Source organism: Streptomyces sp. MNU89 (assembly GCF_020982505.1).
Classification (GTDB): domain Bacteria; phylum Actinomycetota; class Actinomycetes; order Streptomycetales; family Streptomycetaceae; genus Streptomyces; species Streptomyces xinghaiensis.
The window spans coordinates 3,743,381-3,758,712 of the sequence record NZ_JAJKLL010000001.1; the positions used below are offsets into that span (position 1 = coordinate 3,743,381).

16 protein-coding genes and 1 tRNA gene are annotated in these 15,332 nt (G+C 72.0%); 9 read left to right on the top strand and 8 right to left on the bottom strand.

Features of this window, described 5'->3' with window-relative positions:
• Nucleotides 1-18: 18 nt before the first annotated feature.
• Nucleotides 19-102, top strand: a tRNA-Leu gene (locus tag E4N63_RS16120).
• Between the two features lie 348 nt (nucleotides 103-450).
• Here the strand turns inward: E4N63_RS16120 and E4N63_RS16125 are convergent.
• The 7 genes from E4N63_RS16125 to E4N63_RS16155 form a co-directional block, all read right to left on the bottom strand.
• A complete protein-coding gene (locus E4N63_RS16125) occupies nucleotides 451-1,521 on the bottom strand; it encodes an ArsO family NAD(P)H-dependent flavin-containing monooxygenase (protein WP_230241016.1) in 1,071 nt (356 codons plus the stop codon).
• Nucleotides 1,522-1,711: 190 nt separating this feature from the next.
• Nucleotides 1,712-2,083, bottom strand: coding sequence for a helix-turn-helix transcriptional regulator (locus E4N63_RS16130; protein ID WP_230241017.1), 372 nt, complete (start codon nucleotides 2,081-2,083; stop codon nucleotides 1,712-1,714).
• Between the two features lie 145 nt (nucleotides 2,084-2,228).
• Nucleotides 2,229-3,020, bottom strand: coding sequence for a response regulator transcription factor (locus E4N63_RS16135; protein WP_230241018.1), 792 nt, complete (start codon nucleotides 3,018-3,020; stop codon nucleotides 2,229-2,231).
• 60 nt (nucleotides 3,021-3,080) lie between these two features.
• A complete protein-coding gene (pstB, locus tag E4N63_RS16140) occupies nucleotides 3,081-3,929 on the bottom strand; it encodes a phosphate ABC transporter ATP-binding protein PstB (protein WP_125623287.1) in 849 nt (282 codons plus the stop codon).
• A gap of 68 nt (nucleotides 3,930-3,997) precedes the next feature.
• The gene (gene pstA / locus E4N63_RS16145) at nucleotides 3,998-4,912 is read right to left on the bottom strand and encodes a phosphate ABC transporter permease PstA (protein WP_125623288.1); all 915 of its coding nucleotides are present in this window, start codon (nucleotides 4,910-4,912) and stop codon (nucleotides 3,998-4,000) included.
• Nucleotides 4,909-5,859, bottom strand: a complete 951-nt coding sequence (gene pstC / locus E4N63_RS16150) for a phosphate ABC transporter permease subunit PstC (protein WP_230241019.1) — start codon at nucleotides 5,857-5,859, stop codon at nucleotides 4,909-4,911. Before pstC ends, pstA begins: the two co-directional genes overlap by 4 nt.
• Entirely contained in the window at nucleotides 5,856-6,833 is a 978-nt protein-coding gene (locus tag E4N63_RS16155) for a PstS family phosphate ABC transporter substrate-binding protein (protein ID WP_228429429.1), read from the bottom strand. The genes pstC and E4N63_RS16155 overlap by 4 nt, the downstream gene beginning before the upstream one ends.
• 511 nt (nucleotides 6,834-7,344) lie before the next feature.
• Here E4N63_RS16155 and E4N63_RS16160 point away from each other — a divergent pair.
• The 8 genes from E4N63_RS16160 to E4N63_RS16195 all read left to right on the top strand — a co-directional run bounded on the left by E4N63_RS16160 (nucleotide 7,345) and on the right by E4N63_RS16195 (nucleotide 14,877).
• The gene (locus E4N63_RS16160; protein ID WP_125623290.1) at nucleotides 7,345-7,617 is read left to right on the top strand and encodes a DUF2180 family protein; all 273 of its coding nucleotides are present in this window, start codon (nucleotides 7,345-7,347) and stop codon (nucleotides 7,615-7,617) included.
• Nucleotides 7,614-7,880, top strand: coding sequence for a hypothetical protein (locus E4N63_RS16165; protein WP_125623291.1), 267 nt, complete (start codon nucleotides 7,614-7,616; stop codon nucleotides 7,878-7,880). Before E4N63_RS16160 ends, E4N63_RS16165 begins: the two co-directional genes overlap by 4 nt.
• Before the next feature lie 279 nt (nucleotides 7,881-8,159).
• On the top strand, nucleotides 8,160-10,577 hold the full coding sequence (locus E4N63_RS16170) for a cation-translocating P-type ATPase (RefSeq protein WP_230241020.1): 2,418 nt from the start codon (nucleotides 8,160-8,162) through the stop codon (nucleotides 10,575-10,577).
• 183 nt (nucleotides 10,578-10,760) lie between these two features.
• A complete protein-coding gene (locus E4N63_RS16175) occupies nucleotides 10,761-10,952 on the top strand; it encodes a hypothetical protein (RefSeq protein ID WP_185831161.1) in 192 nt (63 codons plus the stop codon).
• A gap of 68 nt (nucleotides 10,953-11,020) precedes the next feature.
• Complete coding sequence (locus E4N63_RS16180) at nucleotides 11,021-11,491, top strand: hypothetical protein (protein ID WP_230241021.1); 471 nt, start codon at nucleotides 11,021-11,023, stop codon at nucleotides 11,489-11,491.
• Between the two features lie 246 nt (nucleotides 11,492-11,737).
• Nucleotides 11,738-12,247 carry a hypothetical protein gene (locus E4N63_RS16185; protein WP_230241022.1) on the top strand — a complete coding sequence of 170 codons (510 nt, stop codon included), beginning with the start codon at nucleotides 11,738-11,740 and terminating at the stop codon, nucleotides 12,245-12,247.
• Between the two features lie 105 nt (nucleotides 12,248-12,352).
• Nucleotides 12,353-13,564 carry a PLP-dependent cysteine synthase family protein gene (locus tag E4N63_RS16190; protein ID WP_308188782.1) on the top strand — a complete coding sequence of 404 codons (1,212 nt, stop codon included), beginning with the start codon at nucleotides 12,353-12,355 and terminating at the stop codon, nucleotides 13,562-13,564.
• On the top strand, nucleotides 13,561-14,877 hold the full coding sequence (locus E4N63_RS16195) for an MFS transporter (RefSeq protein ID WP_125623296.1): 1,317 nt from the start codon (nucleotides 13,561-13,563) through the stop codon (nucleotides 14,875-14,877). Before E4N63_RS16190 ends, E4N63_RS16195 begins: the two co-directional genes overlap by 4 nt.
• On the opposite strand, the gene E4N63_RS16200 is transcribed toward E4N63_RS16195, so the two are convergent.
• Entirely contained in the window at nucleotides 14,805-15,227 is a 423-nt protein-coding gene (locus E4N63_RS16200; protein WP_230241023.1) for a hypothetical protein, read from the bottom strand. The genes E4N63_RS16195 and E4N63_RS16200 overlap by 73 nt on opposite strands.
• Nucleotides 15,228-15,332 lie beyond the last annotated feature (105 nt).

The window sequence follows — 15,332 nt, forward strand, 5'->3', positions numbered from 1 at the left end:
TCGTTCGGCAGCACCCATGCGCGGGTGGCGGAATAGGCAGACGCGCTGGATTCAGGTTCCAGTGCCCGAAAGGGCGTGGGGGTTCAACTCCCCCCTCGCGCACGTAGAGGTACCGGCGAAGCGGGCCTCTCCAAGTGACGGAAGTTGCTCGGAGAGGCCCGCTTCGCCGTGTCCGGTGAGATCCGGGGCCGGTGGAGTTCTCCGGCCTCCGCGGTTTTTGTCCGAGGGCCGGAAAGCCCCGGGCGCCCACCCGATCGTGCTCGTCACCCAGGAGGTCGTCTGCGCTGAAGGCTCTCCGTCCGATGTTCTCCCGGCGCTCAAGTCCTTCCTGGCCTACACCGCGAGCGAGGAAGGACGGAAAGGCCTCGCCCGTATCCACTGCGCACCGCTGCCGGAGAATGTCGCGGTACGGGTGCGTCAGGTGGTGAGCGGGCTTTTCCGGCCCAGGGATCACGCCCCGGCTCCTGCGAGCGCCGCGATCTCCCGGGCGGCGTCGCGTGCGGTGCGGCCGACGCCGATGAGGGTGGCGGACGCGGGGCCGGTCCAGTCGCCGTAGCCCAGCAGGTGGAGCCGTGGTTCGGCGGTGGCGCGGGTGCCGGTGGTGGGGATGCGGCCGCGGGCGGTGCGCAGGCCGAGGGGCGCGAGATGGGTCAGGGCCGGCCGGAAGCCGGTGCACCAGATGATGGCGTCCGCCTCGGCGGTGGTGCCGTCGGCCCATACGACTTCGTTCGCCGTGACGCGGGCGAACATCGGCGAGGCCTTGAGCAGCCCGGCGTCACGGGCTTCGCGTACGGGTGGGACGACGACGATGTCACCGAGCGAGGCGACGCCCCTGGTGTCGGTGCGGCCTTCATCGAGGGCGCGGCGACGGGCGGAGGCCACGTCGAAGAGTGCCCGGCCGTCGATGTCGTCGGCGAGATACCGGGGCGGGCGCTGGGTGACCCAGGTCAGGTCGATGCCGGCCAGGGCGAGGTCGGCGGCGATCTGTGCCCCGGAATTGCCCCCGCCGACCACGATGACGCGCCGGCCCGCGTGGTGGGCGGGGCTGCGGTACCCGACGGTGTGCAGCTGGTGCCCCGTGAAGGTGTCGCGCCCTGGCACCGCGGGCAGGAACGGGCGGGTCCAAGTCCCGGTGGCGCTGACGACCGCCCCGGCCGACCAGTCGCCGCCGCCGGTCTCCACACGGAACCGGTGACCACCGTCGCGGTGCACGTCGTGGGCTTGGACGCCGCGCCGGACCGGCAGCTCGTAGCGCGTCTCGTAGTCGGTCAGGTAGTCGACGACGTGCCCGGCGTCCGGGTAGGTCTCCCCCTCCTGCGGCGGCATGGGGCGGCCGGGGAGGGAGGAGTGCTCGGCCGGTGAGAACAGACGCAGCGAGCCCCAGGTGTGCTGCCAGGCGCCGCCCGGCGCCGACTGCGCGTCGAGAACGACGAAGTCGATGCCGAGGCGGCGCAGGTGGTAACCGGCGGCCAGTCCCGACTGGCCGCCGCCGATCACCACCACGTCAACGGACCGGGTCATGAACCCGGCCGCGGGGCCGTGCACTTCGTGCGCCGTGCCGGAACCGAGGAGGTCCGGGTCGTTTCAGCGCAAGATGATGTCAGCATGGGCTGATGCTTCCACACCGGTGGCGGATGATGCCACCGAGTGCCGGCGGTGCCGGCACCTGCCGCCGTCACCGGGGCTGGAGCGAACCGCCGGGAGCGCCTGCTCAGGTTCTGGCGGGTTCGAGGATGTCCCGGATGTGGCGCAGGCCCTCCTGGTTCACGGAGAACCAGGACCAGGTGCCCCTGCGCTCGCGGTCGAGCAGACCGGCATCGGTCATGATCTTCAGATGGTGGCTCACCGTCGGCTGGCGCAGCCCCAGGCATTGGGTCAGGTCACACACGCACGCCTCGCCGGCCGGTGCGCGCTCGATCAGCCGCAGGATCTGCAGTCTGGTGGGATCGGCGATGGCCTTGAGGACGGTGGCCATGCGCTCGGCCTCTTCGCGGTCGATCAGCAGGCATGCGAGATGAGAACCGCAGGTCGACGCGTCATCCTCCGCGACCGTCTCCGTCGCCTCGAACGCAGTGATAGCCATCTATTCACCATAAGTGCCGGGGGGCGGCATGCCCCGGGCCCGAGCGCCTCACCGCCCTGAATTCACCGACCGTTCACTTCCCGCCGGAGTTCGTGGACGCAGACCGCTCCGGGTTCTGTGGGCCCCCGCCCTGCGATCCCGGTGCCTACCGCGCTGGCGCCGGGCCGGGAGCCCGCGTCTGCGAACCCGGGTGGCAGGAGGAGCGGCACTCGAGGCGGTAGCCCATGCCGCGGATCGCGTCGATGGTGCAGCAGCTCCCCGGGCCCTCCCGCAGCCGGTTGCGGACGCGGCGTATGTGGACGGTGAGGGTGTTGCTCTCCAGGTTGTCCGTGCCCCACAGGGCCTGGGTCAGTTCACCGCGCGAGACGAGCCGGTTGGCGTGTTCCATCAGATAGCGCAGCAGCATGAACTCCCGGACCGGCAACTGGAGCGAACGGCCCCGGACGTGGACGTGAAAGCCGGCGGGGTCCAGTTCGATGTCCCCGACGACCAGCATGCCGGCCGACCCGTCACCGCGGGTCAGACCGGTGAGCAGCGGCAGGATCTCCTCGGTCCGGTAGGGCCGGGCCACATACGCCACCGCGCCGGCGGCCAGAGCGGCGGTGGCTTCCTCCGCCCCGTCCGGACCGGCCCCCACGATCACGGGTACCGGGTGGAGGCGCCCGACGAGCCGGGTGACCACCGCCGCGCCGACCACCGGCAGTGGCGCACCGAGAAGGACCGCGCCCGGGTGCTGCGCTCCGACCTGGAGCAGGGCTTCGGCACCGTCGTGACAGGCGATCACCGGGACACCGGCCGCCGCGAAGCGCGCCATGGCACGGGCTGCGAGCTTCTCGTCGGGCTCGGCCAGAAGCAGGGCGGGCGCCTTGCGGGATTCCGTGCCGTTCGCTTCCGGTCGTGCGGTGCTGCTGGGCGGCGGGGGTGCGTCGGGGTTCACCCTGGGGGACTCCTTCACGTGCGGCGCAAAGGCGGGGACATCGAAGAGGACACGGGCATGTCAGCCGAAGCGGCCCGAGATGTAGTCCTCGGTGCGCTGGTCGGAGGGGTTGGAGAAGATGCGCTCGGTCTCGTCGTACTCGACGAGGCGCCCGTGGCGCTCACCCTGGTCGTCGACGTCCGCGGTGAAGAAGGCGGTGCGGTGGGAAACGCGCGCGGCCTGCTGCATGTTGTGGGTGACGACGATGATCGTGAACTCCTGGGCGAGGTGCTCCATGAGGTCCTCGATCTTGGCGGTGGCGATCGGGTCGAGGGCCGAGCAGGGCTCGTCCATGAGGATGACCTCGGGCTTGACCGCGATGGTGCGGGCGATGCACAGGCGCTGCTGCTGACCGCCGGACAGAGCGAGGGCGGACGTCTTGAGTTTGTCCTTGACCTCGTCCCACAGGGCGGCGTGGGTGAGGGTCTCCTCGACGAGGTCGTCGAGGTTGCCCTTGTAGCCGCCGACGCGGGGGCCGTAGGCGATGTTGTCGTAGATCGACTTGGGGAACGGGTTCGGCTTCTGGAAGACCATGCCGATCCGGCGGCGGACCTCGATGGGGTCGACGTCCCGGCCGTACAGGTCCTCGTTGTGGTAGCGGACCTTGCCGGCGACGCGGGCGGTGGGGACCAGGTCGTTCATGCGGTTGAAGCAGCGCAGCACGGTCGACTTGCCGCAGCCGGACGGGCCGATCATCGCGGTGATCTGGCGGTGCCCGATGTGCATGTTGACGTCACGGACCGCTTCGTGGTCGCCGTAGAAGACGGAGAGACCGCCGACCTCGAAGACGGGGCTGTCCAGTGAGGATGCCTCGCGGAAGGTGACGTGCGGGGAACGGGTGCCGCCCGGGGCGTCGGAGGGAGGGGTCATGGCGGTCTCCTGTGGATGCGGAGAGTCGGCGGGCCGGCGGAACCGGTCGGTCCGGGGGGTCATGGCGGTCACCAGGTGCGGGAGTAGCGGTTGCGCAGCCAGATCGCCAGGGAGTTCATCACCAGCAGGATGGCCAGCAGGATGACGATGGCGGCGGAGGCGAGGGAGACGAACTCGGCGCGGGACTGGCTGATCCAGTTGAAGATCTGGATCGGCAGGACGGTGAACTGGCTCTGCACGCCGGTGGGGTTGAACGTGATGAACGTCAGGCCGCCGAGCAGCAGCAGCGGGGCCGCCTCACCGATGGCGCGGGACAGCGCCAGGATCGAACCGGTCGCCATGCCGGGCACGGAGGCGGGGAGCACCTGGCGCCAGATGGTCTGCCACTGCGTGGCGCCCAGGGCCAGTGACGCCTGGCGGATGGACTGCGGTACGGCCCGGATCGCCTCGCGCGAGGAGATGATCACCACGGGGAGGACCAGCAGGGACAGCGTCAGGGAGGCGGTCAGCACGGTCTGCCCGAACCCCAGGCCGCGGGAGATGACGCCGAGGCCGAGGATCCCGTAGACGATCGAGGGGACGGCGGCCAGGTTCTGGATGTTGATCTCGATCGCGCGGTTCCACCACCGTTCCGGGTCGGCGTACTCCTCCAGGTAGATGGCCGTGAGGACGCCGGTCGGCAGGCAGTGGACGGCGGTGAAGCCGATGACCCAGACCGTGCCCATGATCGCCGACTGGGCACCGCCCCGGCCCGGGTCGATGTAGTCGGGGAAGTTCGTCCACAGCCGCGGATCCAGCCGCGGCCAGCCCTCGGCGAGCACGTAGGCGAGCAGCGAGACGAGGAAGACGACGGCGACGGCGAGCGAGGCCCACAGGCTCAGGTGGAAGAACCGCTCCCGCAGCGGGGTGCCCCTCCCCTTGAGACGGGGTTGTGCGGGGACGTCGTGCACGGGTGCGTCGCGGTCGACGACTTCGGAACTCATTCGTACACCTCGCGGTACTTGCGCACCAGACGGATGCTGAGCAGGTTCATCACCAGCGTCATGACGAACAGCAGCGCGCCCACGGCGAAGATCGTCTGGTATCCGGTCGAGCCGGTGGGCAGGTCGCCGATGCCGGCCGCGGCGATGAAGGCGGTCATGGTCTGCATGCCCTCGAGCGGGTTGAACGACAGGTTCGGCTGCCCGCCGGCCGCGATGGCGACGATCATCGTCTCGCCCAGTGCGCGGGAGATGCCGAGGACGACGGCGGCGACGATGCCGGAGAGCGCGGCGGGGAACACCACGCGGGTGGAGACCTGCATCCGGGAGGAGCCCAGGGCGAAGGCGCCGTCGCGCAGCGCGCGGGGCACCGCGTTCATCGAGTCCTCGGCGAGCGAGGCGATCGTCGGGATGATCATGATGCCCATGACGAAGCCGGCGGCGAGCGCGTTGAAGATCTGCGGCCCCTCACCGGCGGGCCAGACGTCCTGCAGCAGCGGGGTGACGGCCTTCAGCGCGAAGAAGCCGTACACGACGGTGGGGATGCCCGCGAGCACCTCCAGCATCGGCTTGAAGATCTCGCGGACGCGCCGGTTCGCGTACTCACTCAGGTACACCGCCGCACCGAGACCCAGCGGTACGGCCACCAGCAGGGCGATGAGAGTGACCATCAGGGTGCCGCCGGCGAGCGGCAGAACGCCGAACGACGGTGGCTTGAACAGCGGCGCCCAGTCCGTGCCGGTGATGAACTCACCGAAGCCGACCTCGGAGAAGAACTCACCGGCCGGGGGGATCAGGGCGATGACGATGCCGATCGTGGTCAGCACCGAGACCAGCGAGGCGGCCACCAGGAGGACCTTGACGGCTTTCTCGCCGTAGCGCGGCTGGGACCGCTTCAGGAAGCCGGGGCTTCCCGAAGCGGCCCGCCGTGGAGGAGCGGTGGAACTCATGACGTGTGCTGCTCCCGCAGCGTCTCGAGGTCCTTCTCCAGCTCCTTCTGCTGCTCGGCGTTGAGCGGCACGAACTGCGCCTTCTCGGCGATCTCCGCGCTGTTCTCGACGTAGTACTCGACGAACGCCTCGACCTCCGGCTTGTCCAGGGAGGCCGCGTTCGGGTAGATGAACAGCGGCCGGCCGAGCGGCTTGTAGGTGCCGTTCTGCACCGTCTCGACGCTGGGCGCGACGCAGCCGTCGCCGCCGTCGATCCGGACGGCCTTCAGCTTGTCCTTGTTCTCCTCGAAGTAGGACAGGCCGAAGTAGCCGATGCCGCCCTTGGAGCCGGACACACCGCGGACGGTGACGTTGTCGTCCTCGCTCGGGTTGTAGTCGGTGCGCGAGGCGCCTTCCTCACCGTTGATCGCGTCGGTGAAGTAGTCGAAGGTTCCCGAGTCGGTGCCCGCGCCGAACAGCTCCATCTTCTGGTCCGGGAACTCGGGGTCGACCTGCTTCCAGTTGTTCACCTTGGAGCCCGGCTCCCAGATCTTCTTGAGCTGCTCGACGGTCAGGCACTCGACGAAGTCGTTGTCCTTGCTCACCACGACCGACAGGCCGTCGTTGGCGACCGAGAACTCCTCGAACGTGACGCCGGCCTTGTCGCAGGCGGCCTTCTCCTCGTCCTTGACGGGGCGCGAGGCGTTGGAGATGTCGGTCTCGCCGGCGCAGAACTTCTCGAACCCGCCGCCGGTGCCGGAGGTGCCGACGGTGACCTTGACCGCCGGGTTCGCCTTCTGGAAGAGCTGGGCCGCCACCGTGGACAGCGGGGCCACCGTGCTCGAACCGTCGGCCTTGACGCTCCCGGACAGCTTGTCGCCGCCTTCGCCACCGGAGCCGGCCTCGGCGCCGCCGCACGCGCTCGCGGCCAGCATGACAGCAGCCGTCAGAGCCAGGGGAGTCCTGGTCCGGCGCAGGGAAGTGGAAATGTTCACGACTCTCGACCCTCGTGTCTGCCGGGATCCCCCGGCTGTCTGGATCAGGTGCGCAGCGCGCCCCGTTCGAACCCTTGGATCGAAGCTGGCCTATATGAACTGGCGGTGTACGAGGGCCCTCTTGGGCGTGAATGATAGCTAGTCATCTATATAGATGAAACCTGTTTCAGGGTGACCGTGTCGGTCCTTCGCTCGGCGCCCGATGCCGGTCCGCGGCGACCCCGGGGGCCCGTCCGCCCGGGCCGGAGGGGGGGTGTGGCCAGGGCCGAACGGCCCTCCGCCGGGGCCATGCGGCTCTCCCGCCACGCGTACGGGCGGCAGAGCATCGAAGTGTGACTTCGACGTTCATCGAAGTCAGCCGGAGGTGTTCCGGTGGACGGGACTGTGCTCGCCATGGCGACGGGACCACTCGTCACGTCCGCTGTTTCCGGCGTACTCGGCCTGCGCGTCGCGTCCGCCGCGGTGCCCGCCGCCTTCGGCCCGACACACCAGAGGGAGAGAAGGGGCGACCATGAACTGCTACGACTGCGACCGGGAAGACCGGACCGTTCCGGCGACGGCCGTGTGCCGGCACTGCGGCGCCGCCGTGTGCACCGAGCACGCCCACGCCACCGCCGAGCTCGTCACCCGCAACGCGGGCCTGGGGCTCGCCACCCTGCCGCTGCCCGCGCGCCGCATCACCTGCACCACCTGCTACGACGCCGAGCACAGCGGGAACCGCACCACGAGCACCGCACCACGGCCCCGCCACCGCCCGGCCGACCTCACCGGAGACCGGCGGTGACCGCCACGCCGCGGGCCCGCGCGCCCTACCGGGTGCGGGCCCGCACCACCCCGGACGGCCCGGCCCGCATCGAGGCGGCCGACCGGGCCGTCCCCGTCGACGCCGGCTGGACCCAGCCCCCGACCGGACGGCCCGGCCCCGCCGAGCTGCTCGCCGCCTCCCTCGCCGCCTGCCGGCTCAAGAACCTCAACCGAGTCCGTCCGCGCCGGCACGGGACCGGCGAGCGGGGAGGCGGAGCGCGGGATCCCCGGCCACGGGGGTGAACGGCGCACGGCCCCGGCGGGTCAGTGACCGGGGGCCCCGGTGGTCGTCCCACACTCGGACGGTGCCGGTCACCAGGAGGCCCGGGGCCGGTACACGGGCGCCCGGTGCCGGACTTCACATCCCGTCGGAGCGCTCCTGTGACGGCCTCGTCCGCCCGTCCGGGCGGTGGGGAGCCCGGGCTCCGGCCGGGCCGCGGGGTTGCCTCACCGTTCCGGCGGACGCGTCCCCGGCGGCCCTCCGGCGGACGGGCCGCTGAGGAAACGAAGGAGGAAGCGGCCGTGTCCCACCCGGCAGGTGATCACCGTGACGCCGCGGACCGCCCGGCCGGCGACAGCGGCAGGCACGGCACCGTCGTACTGGAGACGGGCGGCCTGCGCTGGGCCTCGCAGCAGAGCACCGTGACCGCCGTCCTGGAACGCCGGCCCGGCGTCCTGGAGGTCGAGACCAACCCGGTCGCGCAGACGGCCACCGTCGTCTTCGACCGGGAACGCACATCATTGGCCGAGTTGCGGCGCTGGGTGACCGAGTGCGGATATCACTGCGCGGGTCAGTCCGTCCCCGCTCACATCTGCGACCCGTTGACCGACCCAGGCCGGACTCCCGCCGAACGGGCCGCAGGCCGGCCCGCGGAGCCCGGGGCCCCCGCCGGGGCCGGGGAAACGCGTCCACCGCGGGAGGCGATGGGACACGGCGGCCAGGGTGAGACGTCCATGGCCGCGATGGCGGCCGGCATGCGCAACCGCTTCCTTGTGGCCGTGCTGTTCTCGGTGCCCATCGTGATCTGGTCTCCGATCGGTGAGGAGGTCTTCGGCCTGCACGCCCCCGTGCCGTTCGGGCTGCGGCAGGACGTGTGGGCGCTGTTGCTGAGCCTGCCGGTGATCTTCTACTCGTGCACGGTCTTCTTCGGCGGCGCCGTACGGGCCCTGCGTGCGCGGACCCTGGACATGATGGTGCTGGTGGCGGTCGCCGTCGGCTCGGGCTGGCTGTACTCACTGATCGTCACGCTCACCGGCGGTGGTGAGGTCTTCTACGAGGCGGCCACCGTCCTGGCGGCCTTCGTGCTGCTGGGCCACTGGTTCGAGACGCGCGCCCGGGGCGGCGCCAACGACGCCATTCGCACCCTGCTGGACCTCGCCCCGCCCAGGGCGCTCGTCGTCCGCGACGGTGAGCCGGTGGAGATTCCCACGGCCGAGGTCGTGGTGGGGGATCTCCTGCTGGTCCGCCCCGGTGCCAAGATCGCTGTCGACGGCACCGTGGAGGAGGGCGAGAGCGAGGTCGACGAGTCGATGGTCACCGGTGAGAGCCTGCCGGTGCACAAGGCCCCCGGCTCGGAGGTCATCGGTGCCACCCTCAACGCCAACGGCACCCTGCGGGTGCGGGCCGGCCGGGTCGGTTCCGACACCGCGCTGGCCCAGATCGTCCAGCTCGTCCAGGAGGCCCAGAACTCCAAGGCGCCCGGCCAGCGGCTGGCCGACCGGGCCGCCTTCTGGCTCGTACTCCTCGCCCTGATCGGCGGCCTGACGACGCTGGGCGTCTGGCTGCTGCTCACCGACCGGACCTTCGGCGCGGCGATGCTCTTCGCGATCACCGTCGTGGTCATCACCTGCCCGGACGCCCTGGGCCTCGCCACTCCCACGGCGATCATGGTGGGCACGGGACTGGGAGCGGGCCGGGGTGCACTGTTCAAGAACGCCGCCGCCCTGGAGACCTCTGCCGGGATCCACACCGTGGTCATGGACAAGACCGGCACCCTGACCAAGGGCGAACCGGAGGTCACCGACGTCATCACCACGCAGGAGTCCGGCGAGGACGAACTGCTGCGGCTCGTCACGGCGGTGGAACGGGAGTCCGAGCACCCGCTGGCGGAGGCCGTCGTCCGCTATGCCGAAGACCGGGCCGTGGCGGCCCCGAGTGCCGGCGGCTTCGAGAACGTGCCCGGCCACGGGGCGACCGCCGTCGTGGACGGCCACCGGGTCGCGGTCGGGAACCGCCGCCTGGCCGAACGCGAAGGCGTCGATCTGGGCCCCTTGGCCGCACGGCGGGAGGAACTGGCCGCCACCGGCCGCACCGTCGTCATCGCCTGTGTCGACGGCCGGGCGGCCGGGCTGATCGGCATCGCCGACGCGCCCCGGGAGACCTCCGCCGCCGCCGTGCGCGAACTGCACGACCTGGGCGTCGAGGTGGTGATGCTCACCGGCGACAACCGGGCCACCGCCGAACGGATCGCGCGGCGACTCGGCATCGACACCGTCATCGCCGAGGTCCTTCCCCGTGACAAGGCCGCCCGGATCGCCGAGTTGCAGCGCGGCGACCGGAAGGTCGCCATGGTCGGCGACGGTGTCAACGACGCCCCCGCTCTCGCCCAGGCCGATCTCGGCATCGCCATCGGCGCGGGCACCGATGTCGCCATCGAGACCGCCGACCTCGTACTGATGCGCTCCGACCCGCTCGACGTGCCCACCGCGCTGCGCATCGGCCGCGGAACCCTGCGCAAGATGCGGCAGAACCTCGGCTGGGCCATCGGCTACAACGCCGTGGCCCTGCCGATCGCGGCGGGGGTCTTCGAGCCGGCGTTCGGCCTGGTCCTCCGGCCGGAGATCGCCGCGCTGTCCATGTCCGGCTCCAGCGTCGTCGTGGCTCTCAACGCCCTGGCCCTGAAACGGCTGCGGCTGCCGGGGAGCGGCGGGCAGGCGTGATCCGTACCGGCCGCAGGAAGGCATGACCGCTCGACGGTTCGACGGTTCGGCGGTGGCGGGGAGCGGAGGGCCCGAGAGGGCGTGCGGCCTCCGGCCGGCCGCCGGACGTGACGCGTGGCCCCGGGCCGGGGAGGGCCGCCGCCGGCCGGCTGCCGCGCCCAGGCTTCGCGCCCCTTCTCCGTCGTGGCGAGCCCGGCGGTCGGCGACGGCCCGCACGGCATCACCGTCGAGGCCGCCGCGGTGTACGACGACGCGGTGGCCGTGCTCGACCTCCGCGAGCGCGAGGCCCGTCCGGCCCGTCCCGCGCGGGCCCCGGGGCCGGGGACGCCACCGGGCCCTCCCGGCGGACCGGGGGACCGGACCCGCCGCCTTTGACCCGTCGTTAACCCGCCGTTCTTGGGCGGAGTTCGGTACCGGAACGGTCAAGTCGCTAGGATCACGGCATGATTACGGCCCGGCCGCCTTTCGGTACGCGGCGGTTCCGCTCCTGGGCGGAACCGCTGCGGGTGCTGTGGTTGGCCGCGCTGGTGTTCGGCGTGGTGTACGCCCACGCGGTGAGCACGGAGGGCGTGACGGGCCACCTTTCGGTACCCGCGCCCGCGGCGGCCGCCATGAGCCCCGCGAGCCATGTGAGCGGGACGGGGCCCGGCGCCGGCAGCGGGCCGCAGGTGATCGAGGGCACAGCGCCGGAGCGCCCCGGCGGTGGTCACGGCCACGATCCTTCCCACCCGGTGCAGGAATGCGTGCCCGGACAGCCGCAGCAGGGCCCCGGGTCGGGAGCTCCGTGCGCCTCCTCGCCCGCCGGTGAAGGGAACATCCCGCACGTGGCGCCCAGCGGGCTCTTCCCGGGTGGCTCGGTGGCCGCCGAGCCACCGCCGGTGGATTCCTCCAGAACGGTCGTACTGCGGATCTAGCATCCGGCGCTCTTCCCACCGGTCACGCCGACGCCCTGGTCCGCCGCATCCCGCGGCCCGGCCGCCTCCGGCCCCAGGGCTCCGCGCCTCCGGTCACCGGCGTCCGGCTTCTCGTCAACTCTCCTCCCGCGTCCCTCGGCGGGGTGGGCGAGTAGGCCGTGGCGTCGTGTCCCGAGCCGTCCGTCACCGCCCGTACGCCCCTTTTCCGGCCGCATGCCGGGAAGGCGGCCGCTCCGCGGAGGACCCGTGCCGACCCGCTTCCGTACCCCCCGGATCTCCCCCGTACCCCGTGTCTCCACCGCTTGGCCCCGGCCGTACCGGCTTCTCTCGCTGGTGCTCGGCGGGCTGCTGCTGACCGCCTTCGACTGCGCGGTGCTTCTGCACGGCCCCGGCCACGCGTACGGCACGGCGGCCCGCGCCGTTTCCGGACCCGCCCCGCACCACCCCTCGGACCACCGCGACGCGCACGATCCCGACGCCGACCCCGACCACGACGCGGTCGGAGCAGAGCGCGCGGGGCCGGATCCGGCCGAGCCGGCCCGTCCCGGCGACTCGTGTTCCCCGCCGGGGCCCGCCGCCGTGCCCCAGAGCCGTCCTCTGTCACCGGTCCCCGGCCCGGCCGCCCCGGCCGCCCTGCCGGCGGTGACCGCGGAGACGGCGCCCGGCGGTACGGCGCTGTGGCCCGCTCCCCCCGAGGCCCGAAGAACGCTCTCCGGCCGGTCCACGCTCCGCGTCGTCTGCCGGTGGCGCATCTAGACCGCCCCGCAGCCGTGAGAGACCGGCTGCCGCGTGCCGCCGGCCGGCCCCCGGGCACCGCCCGGGCCGAGGAGGCGGCACACCGAACCCTCGACGCACCTCTCCATCGACCGAGAGCGGGAAGATGAACCCCCCGACCACCGACCTGACACCCCCACCGGCTCCGCCCTCCCCGGGCTGGTCGGCAACACCCCCGTGCTCCGCGTGTCCGAGCCGCTCGCTCCGGCGGGCCGCGGCTTCTGGGCGAAACTGGAAGGCTTCAACCCCGGCGGGATCAAGGACCGCCCCGCACTGCACATGGTGGAACGAGCCCGTGCCCGCGGCGATCTGCGGCCCGGCGGCCGGATCATCGAGTCCACCAGCGGCACCCTCGGCCTGGGGCTGGCCCTGGCCGGCATGGTCCACCGCCACCCGGTCACGCTGGTCACCGACCCGGGCCTGGAAACGTCCATGACACGGCTGCTGACCGCCTACGGAGCCCAGGTCAACGTCGTCTCCGACCCCCACCCCACCGGCGGCTGGCAGCAGGCCCGCCGCGACCGGGTCGCCCGGCTGATGGAGCGGCACCCCGGCTCCTGGTGCCCGGACCAGTACAACAACCCCGACAACACCACCGCGTACACCCCACTGGCGCTCGAACTCGCCTCCCAACTGGGCCATATCGACGTCCTGGTGTGCAGCGTGGGCACCGGCGGCCACTCCGCCGGCGTGTCCCGGACGCTGCAGCACCTCTACCCGGGGTTGCGGCTCGTCGGCGTCGACACCATCGGCTCCACGATCTTCGGCCAGCCCGCCCGTCCCCGTCTGATGCGCGGACTGGGCTCCAGCATCTACCCCCGCAACGTCGCCTACGGGAGTTTCGCCGAGGTGCACTGGGTGGCGCCGGCCGAGGCGGTATGGGCCTGTCGGCAGCTCGCGGCCTCGCACTACGCCACCGGCGGATGGAGCGTGGGAGCGGTCGCCCTGGTCGCCGGCTGGCTGGCCCGCACCCTGCCCGCGGACACGAGGATCGCGGCGGTCTTCCCCGACGGCCCGCAGCGTTACCTCGGCACCGTCTACGACGACGACTACTGCGCCGCCCACGGACTCCTGGAGACCCCGCCGGCCGCCGAACCGGAGGTGATCGGCCGGCTGAACGAGAAGGAGGTCACCCACTGGACGCGGTGCACCACCGTGACCGACCCCCTCACCCTCACCGCCGGCGAACCGCGGGAGACGGAACCGGCGGCCCCGCGGGCCACCGCGGACCGGCCGGAGGCCCCCGGCGCCGGCACCGAGGCCCACGGCGGGTCCGGAACAGGGGAGGAGAGCCGGTGAAGGCGGTCGTCACGCAGCTGCGGTCGTACGAGCGCAGCGTCCAGCTGCTGATGGTGAACCAGTTCACCATCAACCTCGGCTTCTACATGCTGATGCCGTACCTGGCCGCGCATCTCTCGGGCACGCTCGGGCTGGCCGGATGGATCGTCGGACTTGTCCTCGGCGTACGGAACTTCAGCCAGCAGGGCCTGTTCCTGGTCGGCGGGACGCTGGCCGACCGGCTCGGCTACAAACCGCTGATCGTCGCCGGGTGCGTGCTGCGCACGGTGGGTTTCGCGATGCTGGGGCTGGTCGACTCGCTCCCGGCCCTGCTGGCCGCTTCAGCGGCCACCGGGCTCGCCGGGGCGCTGTTCAACCCCGCGGTCAGGGCCTACCTCGCCGCCGACGCGGGGGAACGCCGTGTGGAGGCGTTCGCGTTGTTCAACGTCTTCTACCAGGCCGGGATTCTGCTCGGCCCGCTGGTGGGGATGGTGCTGACCGGGTTCGACTTCCGCGTCACCTGCCTGGTCTCGGCAGGGATCTTCGCTGTGCTGAGCATCGTGCAGATCCGCAGCCTGCCCGCCCGCCGGGCCGGCGACTCCGGCGGCACGGAGACGGAGAACGCGGGAAAGCGGCGGGAGAGCGTGCTGTCCCAGTGGCGCGGCGTGGTCCGCAACCGGCCGTTCCTGCTGTTCTCCGCTGCCATGATCGGCTTCTACGTCCTGCAGTTCCAGGTCTACCTCGCGCTGCCGATGGAGGTCCGGCGCCTCGGCGGCGACGGGAACTCCGGCACGGCGGCGGTGGCGCTGCTCTTCGCCGTCTCCGGGCTGAGCACGATCCTCTTCCAGACGAGGGTGACCGCTTGGTGCAAGGCCCGTATGGAGCCGGGTCGTGCTCTCACCTGGGGACTGCTCGTCATGGGCGCCGCCTTCACGCCGCTGCTGGCTGCCACGGCCGTTCCCGTACCGGAGGACGGTGCGGCGCTGTGGCTGCTGGCCGCCGTGCCGCCGACGCTGGCCGCGCTGGTGCTGGCCATCGGCACGATGATCGCTTACCCGTTCGAGATGGACACCATCGTCCGGCTCTCCGGTGACCGTCTCGTCGCCACGCACTACGGGTTGTACAACACCATCTGCGGTATCGGGATCACCCTGGGCAATCTGCTCACCGGTGCCGCCTTGGACGCGGCCCGCGCGGCGGAAGTGTCCGCACTGCCGTGGATGGCGCTGCTCGCGCTGGGACTGGCCTGCTCCGGTGCCCTCTACGGGCTGCACCGCAGTGGCCGCCTGGCACGGCCCGCGCCGCAGGCGGAACCCCGGCCCGCGACGGCCTGATCCGCCGTCCGTGCACCTGGGGGCGGGCGGCCGCGCCGCCCGCCCCTTCGCCCTCGCTCGGCGGCCGGGATGACGGTGAGTACGACGAGCGCGGTGCCGTATCCGCCGGTCAGATCGTGGCCCAGGGAGATGGCGAGCGGTCCGAAGGCGTTGGCGGCGATGGTGAGGGTGTGGGCGCTGCCGCGGCGTTTGTCGAGCCAGTAGGCGACGGTGGTCGTGGCCACGAGGGAGAGGGCGCCCTGGCCGGTCATGCGGACGCCGACGAACCCGGCGGTCAGCCCGGTGAGGCCGGTGACGAAGGACAGGCCGAGGAGCACCGCCCCGAAGACGGCGCCGACGGCGGCGATCACCCGCCGGGGGGCCGTACCGGTCGATCGCGCGGCCCACCAGCGGCATCGCGCAGGCGCCGATGAGCGTACCGGTGAGGTAGGCCGTGGGCACCTCGGTGCGGCCGA

Excerpts from the sequence above, each read along its gene's own strand:
- E4N63_RS16125 (WP_230241016.1), bottom strand. The coding sequence starts at position 1,521 with ATGACCCGGTCCGTTGACGTGGTGGTGATCGGCGGCGGCCAGTCGGGA.
- E4N63_RS16130 (WP_230241017.1), bottom strand. The coding sequence starts at position 2,083 with ATGGCTATCACTGCGTTCGAGGCGACGGAGACGGTCGCGGAGGATGAC.
- pstB (WP_125623287.1), bottom strand. The coding sequence starts at position 3,929 with ATGACCCCTCCCTCCGACGCCCCGGGCGGCACCCGTTCCCCGCACGTC.
- pstA (WP_125623288.1), bottom strand. The coding sequence starts at position 4,912 with ATGAGTTCCGAAGTCGTCGACCGCGACGCACCCGTGCACGACGTCCCC.
- pstC (WP_230241019.1), bottom strand. The coding sequence starts at position 5,859 with ATGAGTTCCACCGCTCCTCCACGGCGGGCCGCTTCGGGAAGCCCCGGC.
- E4N63_RS16160 (WP_125623290.1), top strand. The coding sequence starts at position 7,345 with ATGAACTGCTACGACTGCGACCGGGAAGACCGGACCGTTCCGGCGACG.
- E4N63_RS16180 (WP_230241021.1), top strand. The coding sequence starts at position 11,021 with ATGATTACGGCCCGGCCGCCTTTCGGTACGCGGCGGTTCCGCTCCTGG.